The organism is Nocardia anaemiae NBRC 100462 (genome assembly GCF_001612725.1).
Lineage (GTDB): Bacteria > Actinomycetota > Actinomycetes > Mycobacteriales > Mycobacteriaceae > Nocardia > Nocardia anaemiae.
The window spans coordinates 72875-91528 of the sequence record NZ_BDAZ01000026.1; the positions used below are offsets into that span (position 1 = coordinate 72875).

At 65.7% G+C, this 18654-nt stretch carries 18 protein-coding genes and 1 pseudogene; 9 read left to right on the forward strand and 10 right to left on the reverse strand.

What is annotated here, in order from left to right; all coding sequences use genetic code 11:
• The first annotated feature begins 14 nt into the window (after positions 1-14).
• A complete protein-coding gene (locus NA5_RS17650; RefSeq protein ID WP_062987350.1) occupies positions 15-605 on the forward strand; it encodes a YdcF family protein in 591 nt (196 codons plus the stop codon).
• A 36-nt stretch (positions 606-641) separates the two neighbouring features.
• Positions 642-1115: a nuclear transport factor 2 family protein gene (locus NA5_RS17655; RefSeq protein WP_062987529.1), complete on the forward strand. Its 474-nt coding sequence runs from the start codon at positions 642-644 to the stop codon at positions 1113-1115.
• A 123-nt stretch (positions 1116-1238) separates the two neighbouring features.
• On the opposite strand, the gene sigJ is transcribed toward NA5_RS17655, so the two are convergent.
• Both sigJ and NA5_RS17665 read right to left on the reverse strand, forming a co-directional pair.
• Entirely contained in the window at positions 1239-2135 is an 897-nt protein-coding gene (gene sigJ, locus NA5_RS17660; RefSeq protein WP_062987352.1) for an RNA polymerase sigma factor SigJ, read from the reverse strand.
• On the reverse strand, positions 2132-3316 hold the full coding sequence (locus NA5_RS17665) for an NAD(P)/FAD-dependent oxidoreductase (protein ID WP_062987354.1): 1185 nt from the start codon (positions 3314-3316) through the stop codon (positions 2132-2134). The genes sigJ and NA5_RS17665 overlap by 4 nt, the downstream gene beginning before the upstream one ends.
• Before the next feature lie 146 nt (positions 3317-3462).
• On the opposite strand from NA5_RS17665, the gene NA5_RS17670 reads away from it, so the two are divergent.
• Entirely contained in the window at positions 3463-4128 is a 666-nt protein-coding gene (locus NA5_RS17670) for a hypothetical protein (RefSeq protein WP_062987356.1), read from the forward strand.
• Between the two features lie 126 nt (positions 4129-4254).
• Here the strand turns inward: NA5_RS17670 and NA5_RS17675 are convergent, their stop codons facing one another.
• Complete coding sequence (locus tag NA5_RS17675) at positions 4255-4680, reverse strand: nuclear transport factor 2 family protein (RefSeq protein ID WP_062987358.1); 426 nt, start codon at positions 4678-4680, stop codon at positions 4255-4257.
• Between the two features lie 189 nt (positions 4681-4869).
• On the opposite strand from NA5_RS17675, the gene NA5_RS17680 reads away from it, so the two are divergent.
• On the forward strand, positions 4870-5331 hold the full coding sequence (locus tag NA5_RS17680; protein ID WP_157110480.1) for a hypothetical protein: 462 nt from the start codon (positions 4870-4872) through the stop codon (positions 5329-5331).
• Positions 5332-5333: 2 nt separating this feature from the next.
• Here the strand turns inward: NA5_RS17680 and NA5_RS17685 are convergent, their stop codons facing one another.
• Together NA5_RS17685 and NA5_RS17690 are read right to left on the reverse strand one after the other, a co-directional pair.
• Complete coding sequence (locus tag NA5_RS17685; protein ID WP_157110481.1) at positions 5334-6305, reverse strand: alpha/beta hydrolase; 972 nt, start codon at positions 6303-6305, stop codon at positions 5334-5336.
• A 358-nt stretch (positions 6306-6663) separates the two neighbouring features.
• The gene (locus NA5_RS17690) at positions 6664-7587 is read right to left on the reverse strand and encodes a LysR family transcriptional regulator (protein ID WP_062987532.1); all 924 of its coding nucleotides are present in this window, start codon (positions 7585-7587) and stop codon (positions 6664-6666) included.
• 74 nt (positions 7588-7661) lie between these two features.
• Between NA5_RS17690 and NA5_RS17695 the strand changes: the two are divergent.
• A pseudogene (locus NA5_RS17695) lies at positions 7662-8891 on the forward strand (MFS transporter); the annotation flags it as partial.
• Positions 8892-9119: 228 nt separating this feature from the next.
• On the opposite strand, the gene NA5_RS39325 reads toward NA5_RS17695, so the two are convergent.
• On the reverse strand, positions 9120-10361 hold the full coding sequence (locus NA5_RS39325; RefSeq protein ID WP_245672270.1) for a PucR family transcriptional regulator: 1242 nt from the start codon (positions 10359-10361) through the stop codon (positions 9120-9122).
• 271 nt (positions 10362-10632) lie between these two features.
• Positions 10633-11262 (reverse strand): TetR/AcrR family transcriptional regulator, encoded by a 630-nt coding sequence (locus NA5_RS17710; RefSeq protein ID WP_062987534.1) that lies wholly within the window; start codon positions 11260-11262, stop codon positions 10633-10635.
• A gap of 155 nt (positions 11263-11417) precedes the next feature.
• Between NA5_RS17710 and NA5_RS17715 the strand changes: the two genes are divergently transcribed.
• The 3 genes from NA5_RS17715 to NA5_RS17725 all read left to right on the forward strand — a co-directional run bounded on the left by NA5_RS17715 (position 11418) and on the right by NA5_RS17725 (position 15073).
• Positions 11418-12788, forward strand: coding sequence for an ABC1 kinase family protein (locus tag NA5_RS17715; RefSeq protein WP_062987369.1), 1371 nt, complete (start codon positions 11418-11420; stop codon positions 12786-12788).
• A gap of 118 nt (positions 12789-12906) precedes the next feature.
• Positions 12907-13866, forward strand: coding sequence for an alpha/beta fold hydrolase (locus NA5_RS17720; protein ID WP_062987372.1), 960 nt, complete (start codon positions 12907-12909; stop codon positions 13864-13866).
• Between the two features lie 451 nt (positions 13867-14317).
• Entirely contained in the window at positions 14318-15073 is a 756-nt protein-coding gene (locus NA5_RS17725) for an alpha/beta hydrolase family protein (protein ID WP_062987373.1), read from the forward strand.
• A 92-nt stretch (positions 15074-15165) separates the two neighbouring features.
• Here the strand turns inward: NA5_RS17725 and NA5_RS17730 are convergent, their stop codons facing one another.
• Genes NA5_RS17730 through NA5_RS17740 form a run of 3 tightly spaced genes read right to left on the reverse strand, consistent with a single transcriptional unit; the run spans position 15166 to position 17632 of the window.
• The gene (locus tag NA5_RS17730) at positions 15166-16074 is read right to left on the reverse strand and encodes an SMP-30/gluconolactonase/LRE family protein (protein WP_245672271.1); all 909 of its coding nucleotides are present in this window, start codon (positions 16072-16074) and stop codon (positions 15166-15168) included.
• A gap of 17 nt (positions 16075-16091) precedes the next feature.
• Positions 16092-16715, reverse strand: coding sequence for an NAD(P)-dependent oxidoreductase (locus NA5_RS17735; protein ID WP_062987374.1), 624 nt, complete (start codon positions 16713-16715; stop codon positions 16092-16094).
• Positions 16712-17632, reverse strand: a complete 921-nt coding sequence (locus tag NA5_RS17740) for an EamA family transporter (RefSeq protein ID WP_084484218.1) — start codon at positions 17630-17632, stop codon at positions 16712-16714. The genes NA5_RS17735 and NA5_RS17740 overlap by 4 nt, the downstream gene beginning before the upstream one ends.
• Positions 17633-17711: 79 nt before the next feature.
• Between NA5_RS17740 and NA5_RS17745 the strand changes: the two genes are divergently transcribed.
• On the forward strand, positions 17712-18596 hold the full coding sequence (locus NA5_RS17745) for a LysR family transcriptional regulator (protein ID WP_062987375.1): 885 nt from the start codon (positions 17712-17714) through the stop codon (positions 18594-18596).
• The last annotated feature ends 58 nt before the right edge of the window (positions 18597-18654 follow it).

Consider the following 18654-nt stretch of genomic DNA (forward strand, 5'->3'; position numbering starts at 1 on the left):
TTTGGCTGAACCCCGTGCGGAAACGGACTTGGCTTTCGACGACCGGTCTCGTGCTCGTGCTGCTTTGGGGCGAGTGGGAGAACTGGCGCGCTTCCCGCAGACTCGTGGGGTCGGCCACGGGCACCTCCGAGGCCATCGTGGTCCTCGGCTATCGCAATGCGGGCACCCGCGTGAACCTCATGAACCGGTGGCGCGTGCGGGCCGGTCTGCGCTCCATCGACCCCGCGGTCAGCACTCGTCTGGTGCTCTGTGGCGGGGCGTGCGCGGGTCCGCGGAGCGAGGCCGCTCTGATGGCTCGATACGCCACGCGGACCTGCGGGTATCGCGGCGAGCTCGTCCTGGAGGATCAGAGCCGAACCACCTGGGAGAACATCAGTTTCGCCATCCCGTACCTACAGGACATCGATCGGATCAAAATCGTCTCGATTCCCCTCCACGCCGAGAAGGGGCGACAATACCTGGCCCAACAGTCCCCGGAGCTGGCGTCGCGACTGGTCCGGGGCGCGGATTATCGGTTCGGTGAATGGATGGCGGTAAAACCGGTGGTGGCGATCTACGGCCTGTGGAAGGAGGCCCGCAAGCGAGCGGCTTTACGTCGGAGGTAATCGACGCGGCACAGCGGCACGGGCATGGTGGCAGGCATGAACGAACTCGGGACGATCACCACTCGCACCGTCGTCGAGGAGTTGCTGCGCCGGATCGGTGCGGGCGATCCAGAAGCGACCGCCGCGCTCTACGCCCCGGTCAGCGACTGGAAACTGAATTGGCCGGACAACGAGCACAACCGAGCCGCCACCCCATGGATCCGGCACCGTGCCACCAGAGCCGACGCCGCCGAACATTTTCGCGAGATCGCTCGCCACCATGTGCCCGAACAGGTCGGCACCGTGATCGAACGCATCCTCGTCGATGGCCCGGACGCAGTGGTACTCGGCGAAATCCGCCAAACCGCCCGCCCCACCGGACGCGCCTACCGCTCCCGTTTCGCGCTACACCTCACCGTCGAAAACGGCCTCATCACCCGCCACCACGTCTACGAAGACAGCCTCGCCGTCGCCCAGGCCTTCGAAACACAGACGCCCGAACACGACGGAAACCGCTCGAGCGCACCATAATCCGACCGACTACATCTTCGCCGCTCGCGCATTGGTTGGCGGCCAACGTCTCTCGATGTCCGCACCTGACGAATACCGTCGCGGGCTTCTCCTCGGTTGACATGCACGGGGTTTCCCGGACCGCTAACGGCTGATCCGACGCGGAACCGCCACTGTGGCGAGTTTGTCCGGGTTGCGGATGGCGTAGAAGTTGGTGATCTTGCCGTCGATGATCTCCATCAGGAACACGCCTTCCAGGTTGTCATCGCGGTAGACGGCCATCGCGGGTGTGTTGTTGCAGTTGAGCATTTCGATCCGGAGGTTCGGCGTCCCGCTCGCCTTGTGGAACAGTTCCACGAGGCATCGGGCCACTTTCTGCGCGCCCACCACCGGCCTGCGCGTCGCAACGGCCTTACCGCCGCTGTCGGCGGTCCAGGTGGCGTCCGGAGCGAGCAGCGAGAGCAGCCCATGCGTATCACCGGTCGCCGCCGCGGCCATGAACTGGTCGGTTATCTGCGCGATCTTCGCCGCGTCGACGGGCTCGAAGCGTTTGCGACGCGCCTGCACGTGTGAGCGGGCGCGGTGGGCAATCTGGCGCACCGTCATCACGGATTTGCCCACCGCTGCGGCGATGTCGCCGTAGTCGAAGCCGAATACCTCGCGCAGCAAGAACACCGCACGCTCGTCGGGAGTGAGTGTTTGCAATAGGACGAGCATCGCCATCGATACCGACTCGGCGAGCACGATGTCGGCGGACGCATCGTGCTCGTCGAGCAGCAGCGGCTCGGGCAGCCACGGCCCGATGTAGTCCTCGCGACGGCGCGCTCCGGCCCGCACGGCATTGAGCGCTTGGCGGGTCACCAGCCGTGCCAGATACGACTTGGTGTCGCGCACCGTCGCGAGATCCACCTCGGCCCACCGCAGATAGCTGTCCTGCAGCACGTCATCGGATTCGGTTGCCGAGCCGAGGATTTCGTAGACGATCGTGAACAGCAGTGGCCGCAGCAGGGTGAAACGCTCGGTGTGCTCGTCGGTTGTCACGAGGGCGTGACCACTGGTGCAGAGGAGGTCGGCCGCTCGGGACGCGGGCCGCCCTTGGGCCAGATCAGGGAGCCTGGCTTGCGAGCCTCGCGGCGGATCTTCCACACCGCTACCTTGCAGGTTATCTCCTTGATCCGCGCGCCAGCACGGCCGCCGATGTAGAGATTCACCGCGGTGTCGTCTTTACGAGCCAATTGTCGGATGCCGACGCGACGACCGAGGCTGACGCACGCCCCCGTCAGGGCCAGATCGATCACCGTGGGTTCGGTCCCCGCGATGTGACTGAGCACGGTATCGGCGGCCTGCGCCCCGAGCGGCCCGGCACCCTGGCAGCTCATCCGCAGCGGCTGGCCCGACGGTGCGGCTGCGTCGCCGGTCGCCACGATCCGATCGTCGTCGATGCTGGTCAGCGTTTCGTCGGTGAGTAGACGGCCGAGCGCGTCGGTCCGCAATCCGCTCTCGGCCGCCAATTCGGGCACGCCGAAACCGGTCGTCCAGATGGTGAGTGCGCTGGGGTGCACGGCACCGTCGGCGAAAACGACCGCATCCGGCCGGACCTCGCGCACCACATCGCCCTCGAGCACTGTGACGCCATGCCGCGACAACCACTTGGCAACGTACCGGCGACCCGGCGCACTCAGTGACGGCATCAAGGTCGCGCCGCACACCAGCGTGACCGTGCGTCCTTGTTCGGCCAGTTCGGCGGCCGTCTCGATACCGGTCGGGCCGCCGCCGACCACGGTGACCGCAGCATCGAGGGGCAACTCCTCCAGCCTGGCGCGCAGCCGCTGTGCGGACTCGAATTCGGCAAGAGGAAAAGCGAACTCGGCCGCGCCGGGCACCGACGGTATCGCTGCTGTGCTGCCGACCGCGTAGATGACATGGTCGTATTCCAGCATGCGCCCCGAGGCCAGCCGCACCGCACGGGCGGCGGTGTCGATGCGTGTGGCCCTGTCGACAACCAGCTGGATGCCCGCACCGAGCAACGTTCCGTAGTCGATCGTCGTATCGCCGGTACCAGCCACGAACTGATGCAGCCGAACTCGATCGACGAACTTCGGACGGGCATTGACCAGCGTGATGTCGATATCGCTCCGCATCCGCAGATGGTTGGCCGCGAGTGTCCCGGCGTACCCGCCGCCGATGACGACAACCTTGTGTCGTGTGTCGTGTTCAGTCATGCCCTCGAGACACCGCGCAACGCCCGAACGTGACATGGCCGCGACGTGACGTGCGTCACTCCACTCGAAAGTCACGGCCCGCCGCGTGCACCGTCCCAGTCCGGCGGCACTGACGATCTGTCGGAGCTCATCGTTAACCTGCGAGCATGGTCAGACCTGAGTCGGCACTGCGTCGCCTGCTGCGTGAGACAGGAAAACTGTTGCAACCGTATGGGTTTCACGGAGCTGACCCCAGGTGGATACGGATCGAGCCGGGCGGTGTCGCGTCGGTCGGTCGAACCCGGGTTTCCCGCACGTGGACCAGCGGACAGCAGGTGCTCGGATTCGGCTTGGAACTGACCGCCACCCCGACAGCCTGGTGGGAATTCGGCAACTGGCGCAACGCACAGCTGGGTTTACCGCCCACACCACTGGAAGAGGCCACCGGCCCCGGCCTGATCACCACCAACACACTGCCCGACGAGCTGACCGTCTTGTGGTCCCTACGACTCGACCCGGACCAGCCCGGCCAGCATGTGCTGCAAACCGATATCGACGCCATCCGCGCCGACCTCCCCCGGCGCGTACACGCCTACGCGCGCCGTGCATTACGGCTGGTGCAGCCGGACCGATACCTCGACGAACTGCTCACCCATCCCGAACCGCGCCTGGCCACCTGGGAGGCGATCGTTGTCCTACTCGCCGATCGCGGACCGGGACCACAACTGGACCACGCATTCGACCAGCTCCGAAAGCATTTCACGGAACGAGATGCGACCTACGCGGAAGATCTCATCGCGTACGCACGAAGTCGGGCCGCCCTGGGACACTGAGGCCATGGCGATGCCAGCCAATCGACGGTGTGGTCGACTCCGGGCGCGCGGGTGCCGCGAACTGATCTGAGATAAGACTCTGGGCCACAAGCACTTTCGACACCACCCGATGCGGAGCGAGGCACGCTACTTGTGGTAGGCATCGTCCTGGATGACCTGGACGCCGCGCCATCCCCAATAGACGCAGTGCCGCTGGATGAGACCGTCGGCGATCTCCATCACCTCTACGAAGTCCATTTGCTCACCTGTGGGCGTCTGGCGGGGGTATTCGAAGATCATGGTGCGCGCGCCGTCGGTCAGGTAGCCCGTTCGGTAGTAGGTCCGCAGCGGCGGTTTGCGCGCGGCGACCTGTTCGAGCAAGGGCCGAAGTTCGTTGTGGCCGCGCACAATTCCGCTCTTGGTTCCCATGGTCAGAGGGACGGCGGGGCTCTCGAGCACTGCGTCGGGAGCGTACAGGGCCAGCAGTCCCTCGACGTCGTCATCCGACAACGCTTTGTCCCACTCGTAGTAGATCCGTTGTGCTGCTTGCGCAAAGCTCTCGTTGTCGACCATGACTCTCCTTTCCTCGTCCTAGTCGCACCTACCCGAAATACGTCGAGATAATCAGCGGCGGCCTTCCGAGTACGCACCTCGTGACGGCTAAACTGCTGATCGAGTCAGCAGTGGTTCGCGTTGCGTGTTCATCGGCGTCCAGCTCGACCAGCCGCGTGAATCACTGTCCCGTCGTAGGGAGGTGGTGCGGTGTCTATTCGTCGAAGCGTGCTGGTAGCGGCAGTGCTGTGCGCCCTGCCGGTGCTGAGTGCGCCGCAGGTGCAGGCCTACCCGTCGAGCGATGGCGGCGGCGGTTGTCGCCAGGGCAGTCTGATGACCGGCCGGTTGCTGCCCGGCACCGGTAGCGCGGGGCAGAACATCCAGCGCACGGCCATACTGCGGGAGTGCGTCAGCTCGTTGCTCCCGGGAATCGATTCCGGACGGTTCGACGTGACCATTCCGTGGAACGCCCCCGGTACGCCGAGTTCGGCGAAGTTCACATGGTCCGATGGCAGCATCAGCCCGGCCACCGGGTACGGCAATGGCTTGTGGTCGATTACCGACGGTCCGGCAAGGGGCCATGCGATCCAGGTGATCGTCGCTGATACGTGGAACGGCTGGTACTACAGTTACGCCGATGTGGCCGTGACATCGGCGATCTTCCAATCCTGAGTTCAGTGCGCGCCGAGCGCATCGAGGATCATCGGACGCGCCGATGCGAGCGCTTGCTGCCAATAGGGCCAGGTGTGGGTTCCGGCGACGATGTCGAAGCGCGCGGGAATGCCGAGTTCGGCCATTCGATCGCGCAGCATCTGAGCGGAAGTCAACGTCATCGCTTCCAGGGCCATCGCATTCACCGTGTTGCCGAATCCGTACGGCAGGTCGGGCGGGCCGGGCTGGCCATTGCCGGTCCAGACATAGACCGGCAGCCCGCGTAGCGATTCCGCCTGGACGGTGGCATCGTTGCGGCTCCAGGCGGGGTCACCGGCCGGGCCCCACATATCGTCCACATTGAAGTTGCCCTCGTCCCACATGGCAGCGCGCATCGCTTCGTTCCAGAGCGGAAAAGTCGGGTGCACGAAGCCGGAAAACGATCCGGCGAACCTGAATTGGTCGCGGTGGTGCCCGGCCAGTATCAGTGCCGCGTTGCCGCCCATAGAGGCACCCACGATCGCGTTGTTGGTGCGCGAAACGCCGAACCCAGCGAGGTATCCGGGCAATTCCTGGGTGAGGAACGTTTCCCATTTGTACGTCGTCTGCTGATCGTTGGTGCTACTTGGTCGGTACCAGTCGGTGTAGAAGCTCGACCGGCCGCCGACCGGGAACACCAAAGTGACGTTGTCGCCTGCGAATTGGCGCAGCGCGTCGGTATCGCTGGTCCACTGGCTGTGATCGGTGGGCGCGCGGAGACCGTCGAGCACGTAGACGGCCGCACTCCCACCCCGGGCCGCCCACTGCACCTGGACCTTGATCGGCCCCATGCTCGACGGCACGAACAAGTCCTGGTAACCACCCGCAGGGGTGCGCAATTTCGGCGTGGCGCTGGCTTCCACCGCACCGATCGACGACAGCAGAACCGCTGCGGTCAGCGCAGCGCCGGTTTTGCGCAGCCAACCCCACTGATGTCCAGACCGTGCCGCACCCACCCGCACACCTCCTACCGATCGGAAAGATCATCATAGTTTGCGCGACAATCACTCTCGCCTCAGCTGATTGCCTTCTTCACGAGCGCGCCGAGCCGTTCCTCATCGTCGGCCGTCAACTTCGTCAGTGCGAAGGCGGTCGGCCAGATGGTGCCTTCATCCAGGGTTGAAGCCGAACGTGGCGTACCGCGACTCGAATTTCTCGGCGGTTCGGAAACAGACGACCTCGCCGCCCAGGGCATACGCGGGCATACCGTACCAGAGTTTCGGCATAACAGCTGGTGTAACGGCCTTGACAACGGCATGGATCCGTTCGGCCCTGATGCGATCCGGTTCCCCGTCGGGCTTCTTCGAAAACTGATCAATCGATGCGATCCGACGATTCCCGCCGCGGCGAACGGAGTGCGTCGCGGATGGTGTCGCGGAGCCAGCGCTGCGCCGGGTCCGCGTCGAGGCGGGCGTGCCAGAGCAGTCGTACTTCGACTTCCGGGAGGGGCGCGGGGATCGGAAACCAGCGAAGGCCGAGGGATCGGCCGTACTGTTCGGCGAGCCGCTGCGGGACGAGTCCGACGTATCGACTCGAGGCGACCAGGAGTGCGGCGACGGCGGAAGTAGGTACGACGGCCGCGACGTGGCGTTGCAAGCCCGCGGCCTCGAGTGCGTCGTCGAGTGGCCCGCGAGCACGACCACGGCGGGAGGCCGAGACGTGCGGATGTCGGCACAGTTGGCGCAATGTCGGGCGACGGCCAAGTGGGCTGTCGGCCCGAACGATGCCTACTATTCGTTCGCGGTACAGCACAGCCGACCGCATGTCGGGAGCGATGATTTCGCCCGCGCCGATATCCAGATCGACCGAGCCGTCGCGCAGAGCCTCGATGCTCTCGCTGCCCTCCGCGACGAAGCGCAATGTCACGCCCGGAGCGACCGCGGCCGTGGCATCGACCGCCACCGCCGCCAGGGTCGAGGCCACACCGTCGTTGATGCGAATGGTGAAGGTGCGCTGCATATCTGCGACCGCGACCTCGCGATCGGCGCTGATCAGTGCCGACGCTTCGTCCAGCAGGGACCGCACCCGCGGCGCGGCGCGCAGCGCGAACGGTGTCGGAGCCATCCCACGACCGGCACGTACCAGGATCGGATCGCCCATCGCCCGCCGTAACCGGCCCAAAGCTCGGCTGGTCGCCGGGATGGACAGATGTAGACGCTCGGACGCCGCGGTCACGCTGCCGTCCTGGAGCAGGGCATCGAATACGCGCAGGAGGTTCAAATCGAGCTGCTCTGGCACAGTTGCATCGTACGCAAAACTCAGTTGCGAAAGTTGCGTCGCGCGGAGATTACGCAGGTCCATACCGTGTGGCCATGCACCTCAATCACACTTCGAACCTGCCATCGCGTCCACCCGCACAGCGCGGCCTACTCGCGGTCATCTGCGCCTGCGTCGTGCTCGTCGTCGGTATGGTCGCCGCGATCAATCTCGCGGTCCCGATGCTCGCCGCCAGCGCACTGCATCCCTCCGCGTCGGCGCTGGTCTGGATCGTCGATACCTATGTGATCGTCTTCGCCTGTCTGGTGATCCCCGGCGGGGCGGCGGGAGATCGCTTCGGGCGCAAGGGGACTCTGCTATCCGGACTGGGGCTGTTCGCGCTGGGCGCGCTCATCTCGGCAGCGGCACCGAACGTGGCGTTACTGCTGGCCGGGCGTGCGGTCACGGGTCTCGGTGCTGCTGCCGTACTGCCCAATACGCTTGCCGTCCTGCTGCACGCTGTTCCTATTGAGCGCAAGAGCGCGACTATCGCGGTGTGGGCGTCGATGACGGGTATCGGTGGCGTCGTCGGCAATGTCGGTGGCGGGGCGATTCTTTCGGGCGGTTCGTGGCGTTGGCTGTTCGCCGGTGTCGTGCCGATCGCGCTGGTACTCGCGGCTCTGGTGGGACGGATCGCGCCGGTGTCGCCGCGCCATGACCGTCGGCTCGACCCGCTCGGCGCGGTATTGCTGGTCGGCGCGTCGGTCGCGATGCTGCTCGGAATCGTCCAGGGCCCGGAGGCAGGCTGGGACAGCGCGATCGTTATTGCCGGATTCGCCTGTGCCGCAGTGTTGTTCATCGTATGGACAATGGTCGAGTTGAAAGTCGAACACCCGCTGCTGGATCCGCGGTTATTCCGCCTCCCGGCCCTGCGCAGCGCCTGCCTCGGCATGATGGCGGTCTTCTTCGGAATGTTCGCGCTGTTCTACGTCAACGCTTCATTTCTCCAGTACGGCAAGGGATTCGGCGTACTGAGGACCGGTCTCGGGATCATCCCGCTCACCGTCCCGATCATCCTCGGCGCGAAGCATGTCGGACGACTGTCACAGCGGATCGGACTCGACGCCACCACCGCGCTCGCATTCGTATTCGTCGGCGGCGGACTGCTCGGACTGTCCATGAGCAACGCGCAGACACCCTATGTCGCATACGCCGCGTGGCTGGTCGTCATGGGAGTCGGTGTGGCGCTGGCACTTCCGACATTGTCCGGAGCGATCACCGAAGCACTGCCGCCGGAGCAGGCCGGGGTCGCGGCCGGATTGCAGTCCATCACCCGCGAATTCGGCAGCGCCCTCGGCGTCGCGGTCATCGGCACGGCACTCACCGCACAGTTCGTCGCCGCGCTACCGCCACAGATCCGCGCCGACCACGATCCGCACACCGTAGCCCAGGCACTCGCCATCTCCGACCGCAGAGATGACATCGTCGCGGCGTTCATTTCGGGCGCAGACGGCGGATTCCGGGTGATCGGCCTGATCGTGCTCGTCGCGGGTGGGCTGGTCGTGCTGCAATCGCTACTGTCTCGACGTGGATCGGCTTGCGGTGTGGCCCTTGCGGGCGACGAGGGCGGAGCGCAGGTACCACAGGCCGCTGGGTTCGGCGGGGTCGAAGCCGGTGAGCTGGGCTATTCGGCGGAGTCGGTAGTCGACGGTGTTCGGGTGGACGCACAGTTGGCGGGCGGCACGCGTTCGGCTCAGACCGGTGTCGATGTAGATCCGCAGAGTTTCCAGTAGGTCGGGGTACTCGTCCAGTGGGGTGAGTCGGGTGGCGAGAGCATCGCGGCCGATCCCCGGGCGGGTCAGTTGGTATTGCAGCGCCAGTTCGGTGAATCTGTATACGCCGGGCGGCAATTCGAGCTGCTGCACGGTGTCGAGGAGTTCATGGGCATGGCGGGCGGTGGTGGGCACCTCGTCGGGGCGGGCGGTGACAACTGCGACGGTGAGCGGCACTTGTGTAGCGGCGGACATCCGTTGCACCAGGCCGTCCAAATCGGAATCGGTCCGCACGCCGGACGGGACCAGAATCGTCCCGCCATCGACGGATAACAGTGACAGCGCCTGTCCCCCGAATATCGTCGCGAGTGCGGCTTGCAGGCGGCGCAGCTTGCGGCGTGCCACGACCTGCCCGTCGAGCTGCGGGTGGCTCTCATCGGGATGCGCCGCAATCGCAACGGCGAGTACCGAGTACTCCTCGGCGATCGGCAAGCCGCGTTCCCGCGCCGCCGCGGAATCGAGACGACCGGCGAGCAAGGCCGAGGTCAGACTGTGCGCCGCGGTGTGGTGCTCAGCGGCGACGGCCTTGTGCTCGAGGACGTAGGCCTTACTGACAGTGGCGGTAATCAGTTTCGACAGCTCCAGCACTCTGGCGGTACCCGTGACGACGCCGACTACATCCGTCGGACCCGTACGAGCGAAGATCAGATCCAGACCGACTTTGCAGCCCTCGTGAACGGCATGCAGGACGGTATCCACCGGGATCCCCGCACGGGTACATCCGGCGGCCGCGATCGCCAGCCGATCGGTGCTCGTCGGCGGCACATGACCGTTCACGCAGTCGATCAACCACCCGAGACAAATCCGGACCACAGCCTTCAGATCGCGAATCAGGGTTCGCCCCGGCAACGCGCCGCACTGTTCGTCCGACTCGGCCAGATGTGCCATCACCTCGCGGGTCAACCTGTCGATATCGCGTACGGACGGCGGAAACGGCCGTTCCAGCCCATTGAGTTCGGGCCGGACGAGACTCTCGATCGTCACGTATGACCTCCTTGTCATCGTAGTCACGCGGTCGCGACGACCTGGGTGAACAACTGCCGCGCCGGGAACTTTGCTGTTACCGGCTGTCTGATGTACCAGGAAACGTTAAGCCGAGCGGTAGCTCACCTTCTACTCCTCTTTGAACAATCCGCAACAGCCGCAGACATAGTCAGCTACCAGGCAAAATGCAGGTTCTCGATCGCCGTCGAGGAGCGCTCGCATACCAATAGTTGGGTAGGCACTCACTTTTGACGCCGCCCGCAGTGCGACGTCAGGCCGCCTTGGCTTTGATTTCGGCCTCGACCATGGCCGTGATCATCCGCGCGGTCATCTCGATCGCCTCTTTGCGCTCCTGGCTGTCGACCTCCAACGCCGATGCCCGGAGCACCGCGGCGAAACCGGTGTTGATCAGCACGAATGTCATCACGTCGTACTCGTGATCGTCACCAGGGCCGAGTATTTGGATCACCAGCAGTTTGACCAGCAGCCGCAGCCGCGGCTCGAATTCGGGGATGCCGCTGCTGTAGAACTGCACACCGGCCACCAGCGCCCGCACCAGCCGGGCATTGACCACCAGTTCGTCGGTGATGACTTCCAGGATGCCGCTGATCATTTCCAGAATCGGCCTGTCCGATAGCCCGAAAACCCGCTCGGTAAAGCGCCTTTCGATGTTTTCCAGCAGGCGCCGGAGCAGCTCTTCGACGATCACCGAGCGGTCGGCGAAGTACCGATAGACGGTGCCGATGCTCACCCCGGCCTCGGCGGCGATCCGGTTCGTCGAGGTGTTGGCGATACCGCGCTCGCCGAAAAGCTCTGCGGCGGTGTCGAGTATGTGTTCTCGGGTCGCTTTGGCGCGTTCCTGTGTCGGGCGGCGACGCTGCCCAACGGCTTTCGGCGGCATCGCACCCTCCTGCCGAACTGTGCTGAGAAGATGAGCGTCGCTCAGTTTAACGGCCGCACCGGTTTTCATGCCACGAATTCCTGATCCGATGACGCCGCCATGGGGTGGAATGTGCTGAGTCCAGATGCACGAGCGTGACCGATGGAGGTGCGATAGTGGCCGGTCGGGTGCCGAAGAGTCGTCTCGCGAGGGGCGGCCGGGTAGGCCGATTTGTCGCGGGACAGGCCATCCGTGGAGTCGGCACCCGCCTGTCGATGATCGGGCGAACCGAACAGGCCAGACAGCTGCTCGCCGAACGGTCCACGCTGCGCACCGCACAGCAACTGGTCACCGTGCTCGGCGCCATGCGGGGCGCGGCCATGAAGCTCGGGCAGATGCTGTCGGTTCTCGATGTCGATCTGCTGCCGGAATCGCATCGTGCGATGTTCCGCGACAAGCTCGCCGAGCTGCGCGATCAAGCGCCGGCATTCCCGTTTCCGGCAATGCGGCAGGTGATCGAAAACGATCTCGGGCCATTGGCGCGAGCGTTCGCCGACTTCGATGAAACCGCCGTCGCCGCGGCCTCGATCGGCCAGGTGTATCGCGCGAAGTTACATGATGGACGGACCGTCGCGGTGAAGGTCAAATATCCGGGCGTGGACGAGGCCGTCGAGGCGGATATGCGCAATCTGGCGATGATCAGCAGACTATGGAAATCCATGCTGCCGAGCGCGGCGGATACCGATGTGCTGGACGAAATCGCCCGCAATATCGGCAGCGAACTCGATTACCTGCGCGAAGCACGAACCCAGCATCGAGTCGCCGCACGCTACCGGGATCATCCATTCATCACGGTTCCCGACAGCGTCGAAGAGCTCTGCGGGCACCACGTTTTGGTGACGGAGTTCGTCGACGGGAAGTCGTTTCAGCAGATCCAGGACCTGCCCGCGGCCGAACGCGACGGGATCGGCGAGCTGATCTATCGCTTCTATGTCAGTTCGCTGTTTTCGGATTTCGAATTCTGCGGCGACCCGCACCCGGGCAATATCATGCTGGCCGCGGACGGTCGCGTCTGCTTCGTGGATTTCGGTCTCTACAACGCTATGGATCCGGTGCACGTCGAACTCGAACGTGCCTGTCTGCAGGCCGCCGGTGAAGATCGGGCCCAGGACCTCTATGACGCGTGGGTGCGCCGCGGCATTATCGACCCGGACACGGATGTCACCGCGGCAGAATGCCTGGAGTATGTGTGGGCTGCCGCGGGCTGGCATCTGACCGACGAGGAAATCACGGTCACCCCCGAACTCGCCACCGGCGCAGTGATTCTCGCGGTCGACCCGAGGGCCGCCGAATTTCGCGGTATGCGCCAGCAGCGGCTCCCGCCGGAGCATGTCTTCTCACGGCGAGCAGACCTGTTCACCCTCGCCGTATTGGGCCAATTGGGGACCACGAACAACTGGCACCGAATCGCCAGGGAATGGCTCTATCACGAACCTCCGGTAACCGAGATCGGACAAGCGACAGCACGGTGGCGCGCCGACCGGTGACACCTTGGTGGTGATCCGGTCCACCTTGGGGGCACGAGCTCAGCACTCGGGGACCTGATATCGGCGGTCGATGCGGCGGACAGTTAATCAAGTCACCGCAACCGAACCGGAGCACCCGATGTCGATCACCAGCACCACCACCGCCACCTCGGCGGAACGTCGTGCCACGGTCTCGACCGAGGACGGCGTGGCACTCGCGGTTCGCGAATACGGCCCGCGAGATGCCGAGCTCACCGTCGTCCTGCTGCACGGGCACTGCCTGCGCACCGAGTCGTGGACCTACGTACGCGACGCGCTGCTGCGCCGGTACCCGGATGCCCGGATCGTCTGCTACGACCACCGCGGCCACGGCGATTCCGCCGCCGCGTCCCGGCGGACCTACCACCTCGAACAGCTCGGCAACGACCTGCGCGACGTTCTCGACGCGGTCGCCCCCACCGGGCCGGTCGTCCTCGTCGGCCACTCGATGGGCGGCATGACGGTGCTCACCTACGTCAGCCAGAACCCGCACGAGATCGGCACGCGCATTACCGGCGTCGCCCTCATCGCGACCGCCGCGAGCGGACTCGCCGACGCCGGTTTCGGCCGCCTGCTGCGCAACCCGGCCGTTTCCGCCTTCCAGGCGGCCGTGCGACGGGCTCCTGGCCTCATGCATCACGCGAAGCTCATGGCCTGCAAGGTCTTCGCCCCGGTCATCCGGACCGCCGAATTCGGTGATCGCAAGGTGAGCCCGCGGGTGCTCGCACTCGCCAACGCCATGCACAACGAGACCCCGATCGTGACCATGGCGAGCTTCCTGAGCGCATTCATGGTCTACGACCAGACCGACGCCCTCGCGGTCTTGTCGAAGATCCCGACGTTGGTGCTGTGTGGTAACGCCGACCTGATGACACCGCCGTCGCATTCCATCGCGATGGCCGCCGCCGTCGAGTACTCGGATTTCGTCCTGGTCGACGGTGCGGGCCACTCGGTGATCCTGGAGCAGCCGGTGGAGGTCGCCGAGGCCATCACCCGTCTGATGACGCGCTCCGGAGCTACCGGCAATGTCGCGGGTGCGCGGCTCGCCCGCGTCGCGTAGTCGGGACGATCACCGCGAGCTGAGTCGGCCCACCGGGTATTCCTCGTCGGCTTTGCGCTGGTATTTCTCATAGCGGGGCTGGGCGGCGGTGATGCGCTGAAGCCTGTTCGCGGTCGGCGCCGTCGAGCCGATGCGGTGTCACCGGCACGACGTCGCTGCCGAACCTGCAGCTCGCGACTGTTTTCTGTCGGTAACGCTAGCCCCCGACTCGTGGCCCGGGCTTCTCGATCCCTGATCGGTCCGAGTCACCGAGGGAGGGTTTCGGACGGCAGCGAAAACGATTGGGCGCGTCGATACCCGGGCTGATAGCGTGCCGGAGACCGTGACATCGTGCGAGGAGGTGAGACCCATGAACGCTGTATCCATGTGGGTACTCCCCTCGAATTCACGGTAGGGCGATCGGTGTCGCCGGGAGTGCCTCTGCGAAGGCAATCCCGAAAGGCAACAATCCATGCGTTTCATCTCGGAAACATCGTCGAACGGTGTCATCGAGCGCGACTTCACTCTGGGTGAGATCCCCGGTGTGCTCTGGTCACCCGAGTCCGGGTCGGATCACGCACCGCTGATTTTGATGGCGCACGGCGGCGGCCAGCACAGGCGAGCACCGGGAATCCTCGGCCGCGCCCACCGCTTCGTAACGACCTGTGGCTTCCACGTCGCCGCCCTCGACGCACCCGGACACGGCGACCGGCCGCGCACAGCGACCGACGAACAGCACGTAGCCGCCCTACGGCAAGCTCAGGCGGCGGGCGAGCCCATCGGCCCGATCGTGGTGAGGATCCACCTCGATCTGGCGGCGCGTGCCGTACCGGAATGGCGGGCGACCCTCGACGCCCTGCAGAAACTGCCGGAAATCGGCTCCGAAGCGCCGATCGGCTTCTGGGGCATCATGCAGGGCACCGGGATCGGCGTGCCATTGACCGCGGTCGAGCCCAGGATCACCGCCGCGGTCTTCGGTTGCCTCGGGCACGAATCCCTGACCGAGGCGGCGGCGCAGATCACCGTGCCGATCGAATTCCTGCTCCAGTGGGACGACGAGCTCGTCGACCGCCGATCCGGGCTCGCACTGTTCGACGCCTTCGCCTCGAAGGAAAAGACATTGCACGCCAATGCGGGCGGACACGCCTCGGTGCCCAGGTTCGAAGTCGACAGCGCCGCCCGATTCTTCGCCCGCCACCTCGGCTCGAACGGCACATCACCGGCCTGACGGATGGGGGTCTCGGCGACCGGTTTCGAGCCGTTCGCCGATACCCGGATTTCGTCGGCCCGAATCTCGGCAGGTCCTAATCCGATTGCGGCCTAACCAGGTCGGTCGACAGCAACGACGTTGTAAGGCGTGGTCGGTGACTGCGGTGCGGTCAAGCGAGCGTTCGGCAGATAGACGTGATCACCGAACGCAGCGATGGTTGTCGGTGTGTCGAAGCGACGATCGGTCACGCGGCGCTCGACAGTGCCGATCGTGCCCGTAGCGTCGAGCGCGATCACGGCGATCGCGTTGCGCCGATTCTGGACGACGAACAGCGTGCTGCCGTGCAAGAGCAATCCGTCACCGTCGGGCACGGTCTCGGCACCGAGGTCGATCCGGCGCGTCGTGCCCGTCGCCGGGTCGACGCGGAACAGGTGGCCGGTCACCGACTGAACGATGATCAGACCCGCACCGTCGGGAGTGCTTACGATTCCGTTGGCGTTGAAAGCTCCTGGCACATAAGCGATATCGCCGATCAGTGGCAGACGTACCACTGCCTCGGGCGGTGGAAGCGCACCGTCGCGGCCGACCGGTAGGTGGTACAGCACGGGAATGCGGGAGTCGGTGAACCACGCGCCCGAGCGGGTGAGCACCATATCGTTGACGAATGTGTCCGGCGGCGTGCCGAGTCGGTAGCTCGCCGACACCGTGCCCGTCCGGATGTCCACGACACGCGCATCGCCAGCAGTGCCCCCGGCGACGAACAGCCGACCGCGATGGTCGAGTCGCAGCCCGAGCGACGGTGTACCCGGTCCGGGAGCCAGGAGGACGCCCTGCCCGGTCATCAGGCTGACGCGGTAGATCGAGCCGTCCGACTGCGAGCCGAGGTAGGCCACCGGCAGCGCCCCGATCGCAATACCCTCCGGCCGGAATCCGGCGGGCAGGTCGATCGTGGTGGAGAACGCACCATCCGCCGCCGCCCGGCCCACGGGTAGCAGCAGTACGACGACGAGCGTGGCCAAGACACCTCGGAGGGGCCTCAGTACCCGACGGTGAAATGTTGTGTATCGCATGGGGTTTCGAGTTCGTCGAGGATCGCGACAGCGAGGTCTTCGGCCGAGATTCGGGATGCGCCGTCGGCATCGGTCATGAGGGTGGTGGTGCCGCGTCGGTATCTTCCGGTGCGAAGTCCGGGTTCGAGCTGGGCAGGCGGGCTGAGATAGATCCAGTTGGCAGGGTGTTTGCGGCAGGCTTCCAATTGCGCGAGGCTGGCGGCGGCGATGGGGCGGATGGCGGGCGGCACGTACTCCGGACTGTCGATGACGAGCCGATCGGGGCTTCCTGGAATCTGCAGCGGTGCGGCGCCGCCGACAACGAGGATGCGCGCATGGACTGCCGCGGCCGCGTCGAGCAACGCCGTCGTGGTCGCGGCGACGGTGTTCTCCTGCCCCGCAGCCGGACGGGTCGCCACCACGATCGCGTCGATATCACTGAACAGTCTGCGCATCTGGTCGGCGTCATGCGCGACGGCGGTCACTCCGGCGGGCAGCGTGGTCGGCCGCTCGTTCCGGAATACGGCGAGAAGGTCATGGTCTCGGCTCGCGGCTTCGTTGACGACGCGCGAACCGACCATGCCTGCGGCTCCGACGACGGCGATCTTCATCGGGCTGTCCTTTCGAGTACGGAACGGGTGGGAACGGGAAGTTGGCCCGCGACGATGGCGGCGAGTGAGAGTCCGAACCCCACGAGCTGGATCGGGCCGAGTGTCTGGCCGAGTAGGGCGGCGCCGAGCACGGCGGCGACCAGCGGCGAGAGTAGGGACAGAATCGAGACCGAGTTGACGGGCAAGGTGGTGATGCCGCGGAACCACAGGACGTAGGCGATCAGGCCGCCGATCAGTCCCAGCCAGAGGTAGCCGAGGACGGCGGGCGCGTCGATCGCGGGAGGTGCGCCTTCGAAGAGGAAGGTGACGGGCACCAGGAACAGGCCGCCCGCGGTGAGTTGCCAACCGGCGAACGCGGTGGGACTCACTTCGGCGGGGCGTCCCCAGCGTTTAGTGAGCGTCACGCCGAGTGCCATCGTGGCCGCGCAGGCCAGGCCCGCCACGATCCCGATGACATCGAGGGCCGCATCGGGACCGATCACCACCAGGCCGACGCCGACAACTCCCGTCGCGCCCCAGCCGATCCGCCAGGCTGACGGGCTCTCGTGCAGAACTGTCACGGCCAGGATCGCCACAAGCAGCGGCTGAGCTGCCGCCAAAGTCGCGGCAACGCCACCCGGCAACCGTTCGGCCGCGACGAACAGCAGCGGAAAGAACAGCCCGATATTCAGCACTCCGAGCACCGCGGCCCGCACCAACCACACCCCGCGTGGCACCGTCCGGGTGATCACCAATGCGATCAGACCGGCGGGCAGCGCGCGCAAGAGTCCCGCGAAGAATGGATGTCCCTGCGGGAGAAGTTCGGTGGTGACGACGTAGGTCGTGCCCCACGCCAAAGGCGCGAGCGCCGTCAGGGCGGCGCGTGGCAGATTTCCCTCGGACGCACCGGAAACCCGCTGTGCTACTGAACTTTTCACCCTCGCAGTCTCACCCGGCGGCGATCAATGAGTCCAACACATGTTTGTCACCGGATCAATCTCGATTCACGATTGATCCATGGAGCTCCAGCAAATGCGCTACGTCGTCGCGGTCGCCGAGACCAACAGTTTCACCAGGGCAGCCGAACGATGCCTGGTCGTGCAGTCCGCCCTCAGCCACCAGATCGCGCGCCTGGAACGCGAACTCGGCGCACGACTTTTCGAGCGCACCAGCCGCCGAGTGCGGCTGACACCGGCCGGTGCGGCATTCCTGCCCGCCGCCCGTCAATGTCTGGACGCCGCCGAGCGCGCGGCCGCCGAGGTGGCCGCGGCCGTCGGTGAGATACGCGGGCGGCTCGCCGTCGGCCTGATCCCGACCGTCGCCGCGGTAGATATCCCGGGTGCGCTCCGCGATTTCCGTCGGAAGTATCCCCAGGTGCGCATCGACCTGCGGGTCGGCGCGAGCGACGATCTGATCGAACAGGTCAGGGACGGCGCCATCGACGTGGCCTTCCTCGGACTGCCGACCACGGCGCGACCCCATGGTGTCGCCGTGCATGAGCTCGCGCGGGATCGACTCGTCGCCGTGCTCGCGCCGGATCATCCGCTCGCCGACGAACAACTGGTCGACCTTCGCAGACTTTCATCCGAGGTTTTCGTAGACCTCCCGGCCGGGACAGCCGGACGCATCCAATCCGACCAGGCCTTCGCCGCCGCCGGTCTCGACCGTGACGTCGCCTTCGAAGTCACCAGCGCGGACTACATCGCCCGACTCGTGGGAGCCGGCCTTGCCGTGGCCATGCTCCCCGCCGCCTACGCGCCGCAGCTCACCGGCGTTGTCACCATCGAGGTCACCGACGCACCGGCCCGCGTGGAGTACGTCATCTGGAGCCGCGTCGGCAGCACACCCGCGGCGACAGCCTTCCGCACCGTTCTCGACATCCCGGCACACAACGGCAACTGAAACTTCAGCGGCCATGGACATGTTTCACGGCTCACATTCTGGGATGCGCCTTGCATTC